Genomic DNA, 3,018 nt, shown 5'->3' with positions numbered 1-3,018 from the left:
CCCCCGCCAGCCCCGCCACCGACGGCGCGCCGAACAACTCCCCGATCCCCACCTCCACGTCGAACACGGCCCGCACCCGCGCGATCAGCCGCATGGCGAGCAGTGAATCGCCGCCCAGGTCGAAGAACCCGTCATCGGCGCCCACCCACTCAAGGCCGAGCACTTCGCCGAACAGACCGCACAGGATCTCCTCGGTCTGCGTACGCGGCTCCCGGCCCGACGTGCGGGCGGTGAAGTCCGGTGCGGGCAGCGCGGCGCGGTCCAGCTTGCCGTTCACCGTGAGCGGCAGTGCGTCCAGGACGAGCACGGCCGCCGGGACCATGTGCTCGGGGAGGCGCAGGGCGGCTTCGGCGCGGATCTTCCGTGGGTCGATCTCGTGCCGCGCCTCGGGCACGAGGTAGGCGACCAGGCGCCGGTCGCCGGGCCGGTCCTCGCGCACGACCACGACGGCCCGCCTGACCTCGGGGCGGGCGGACAGCGCCGCCTCGACCTCGCCCGGCTCCACCCGGAAGCCGCGGATCTTCACCTGCTCGTCCGAGCGCCCGGCGAACAGCAACTGGCCGTCGGCCGTCCATCGGGCCAGGTCACCGGTGCGGTACATCCGCCCGCCCGCGCCGAACGGGCACGCCACGAACCGCTCCGCCGTCAGCCCCGGCCGCCCCACGTAGCCGCGTGCCACGCCGGGCCCCGCGATGTACGCCTCGCCGACCACGCCCGGGGCCACCGGGCGCAGGTGGGAGTCGAGTACGTGGAGCCGCACGTTCCCGAGGGGGCGGCCGATCGGCGGCGGTTCGTCGCTCGCCGTGATCCCGGGGGCGACCGGTCCGGCCGTGGCCATCACGGTCGCCTCGGTGGGCCCGTAGGTGTTCCACACCCGCGCGCGCCGTGTCCACCGGCTCGCCAGGTCCGCGGTCAGCAGTTCGGCGCCGAGGACCCAGTCGGCCACGCCGGGCACGGTGTCCGGGTCGAGCACGCTCAGCAGGGACGGTACGACGCTCGCCGTGCTCACCCCGGCCGCGGCGATCATCCGCGCGAGGGCCGCGGGTTCGGCGCGTTCCGTGGCCGACGCGACGGCGAGCGTGCCGCCCGCGGTCAGTGTCGCCGCCACGTCGAGCACCGCGGCGTCGAAGCTGAACGACGCGAACTGGAGCACGGTCACGCCCTCGGCCACGCCCAGCGCGGGCCGCATGGCCTCGGCGAGGTTCGCCACGCCGCCGTGGGCCACGGCCACGCCCTTGGGGCGCCCCGTCGATCCGGACGTGTAGATCACGTAGGCGAGTTGATCGGGCAGCGGGGTCGTGCCGAGGGGGGCGGGGGACGCCGCCGCCCACGCGGCCCCGGTTTCGGCCTCGTCCAGCGCCACCGTCTTCGTCACCGACCGCGCCGCCACCGGCAGCCCGGCCACGGTGGCGGCCGTGCCGAGGACCACCCGGGCGCCGCTGTCGGCGACCATGAAGGCCAGCCGCTCCGCCGGGTACTCGGGGTCCAGCGGGACGAACGCGCCGCCCGCCTTCCACACCGCCAGCTCGCCCACCACCATGTCGACGCCGCGCGGCAGGCACAGTCCCACCCGGTCCTCGCGGCGGACACCGAGTCCCCGCAGGTACCGGGCGAGGCGGTTCGCGCGCGCCTCCAGTTCCCCGTACGACACCGCGTCGGCACCGCACCTGACCGCCATCGCGTCGGGCGAGCGGCGTGCCCGTTCCGCGAACAGTTCGGGGACCGACGTGCCCGCGCTCACGGCCGCCGGGTCGTTCCAGCCCTCCACGAGCCGGGCGCGTTCGGCCTCCGTCAGGACGTCCACGTCACTGAGGCGGATGTCCGGGTCGGCGGCGACCTGGTCGAGGACGCGCACCAGGCGCTGGGCCAGCGCGCCGGCGGTGTCCTCGTCGAACAGGTCGGCGGCCAGGAGGACGTCACCGTCGAGGCCGGCGGGCGCGCCCTGCTCGTCGCGCCGCTCGGTGAGGGTCACCGCGAGGTCGAAGCGTGCGGCCGGCGCGGCCACCGGCAGCGCCCGCACGCGCGCGCCCCGCAGCCTCCACTCCGGTTCGGGCACGTTCTGCAGGGCCAGCATCACCTGGAACAGCGGGGTGCGGGACAGCGAACGGGAGGGATTCAGCTCCTCCACCAGCCGCTCGAAGGGCACGTCCTGATGCGCGTACGCCGCCAGATCCGTCGCCCGCACCCGCTCCAGCAACTCCGCGAACGTCGGATCACCACTGAGGTCCGTCCGCAGGACCAGGGTGTTCACGAAGAAGCCCGCCAGCTCCTCCAACGCCGCCTCACCCCGCCCGGCCACCGGCGTACCCAACGGAACATCCTCGCCCGCGCCCATCTTCGCCAGCAGCACCCCCACCGCCGCATGCACCACCATGAACATCGTCGCCCGGCCACGCCCCGCCAGCTCCACCAACCGCGCATGCGTCCCCGCACCCGCGGCCACCGGCACCAACCGCCCCTCGAAACTCGGCACAGCCGGCCGCGCCCGGTCCACCGGCAGCGCGATCTCCTGCGGCAACTCCGCCAACGCCGCCCGCCAATACGCCAGCTGACGACCGCTCACACTCCCGGGGTCCTCCAGCTCACCCAGCACCTCACGCTGCCACAACGCGTAATCCGCGTACTGCACCGCCAACGGACCCCACCCCGGCGCACGCCCCTCACACCGCGCCGCATACGCCACCTCAAGATCCCGCGCCAACACCCCCATCGACCAACCATCGACCGTCACATGGTGCGCCACCACCGACAGCACGAACCGCTCCGCACCCACCTCCAACAACCGGACACGCCACGGCAGATCAACCCGCAGATCGAAGCCCACGGCCAGTTCCCCGGCGAGCGTCGATGCCAGCTGTTCCTCGTCCGTCCGCCCCACGGTCAGGGGCGGGTGGCCCTCGTCGCCCGCCAGCACCCGCTGGCTGGGGACGCCGTCGCGGTCCGGGAACACCGTCCGCAGACTCTCGTGCCGGTCCGCCACATCACCCAGCGCCGCCTCCAGCGCGGCCACGTCCAACG

Annotated in this window: 1 protein-coding gene; it reads right to left on the bottom strand. The window is 74.4% G+C overall.

Translation table 11 applies throughout. The features are described 5' to 3' along the window. Window positions 1–3,018, bottom strand: a 3,018-nt coding sequence (locus tag AB0I16_RS35720; RefSeq protein ID WP_363253848.1) for an amino acid adenylation domain-containing protein, incomplete at both ends; no start/stop codon positions are given.

This window comes from Streptomyces sp. NPDC050703, assembly GCF_040654435.1.
In the GTDB taxonomy this organism is placed as follows: Bacteria; Actinomycetota; Actinomycetes; order Streptomycetales; family Streptomycetaceae; genus Streptomyces.
Note: the sequence above shows the minus strand (reverse complement) of the source record. Positions and strands in the feature narration are given on the sequence as shown.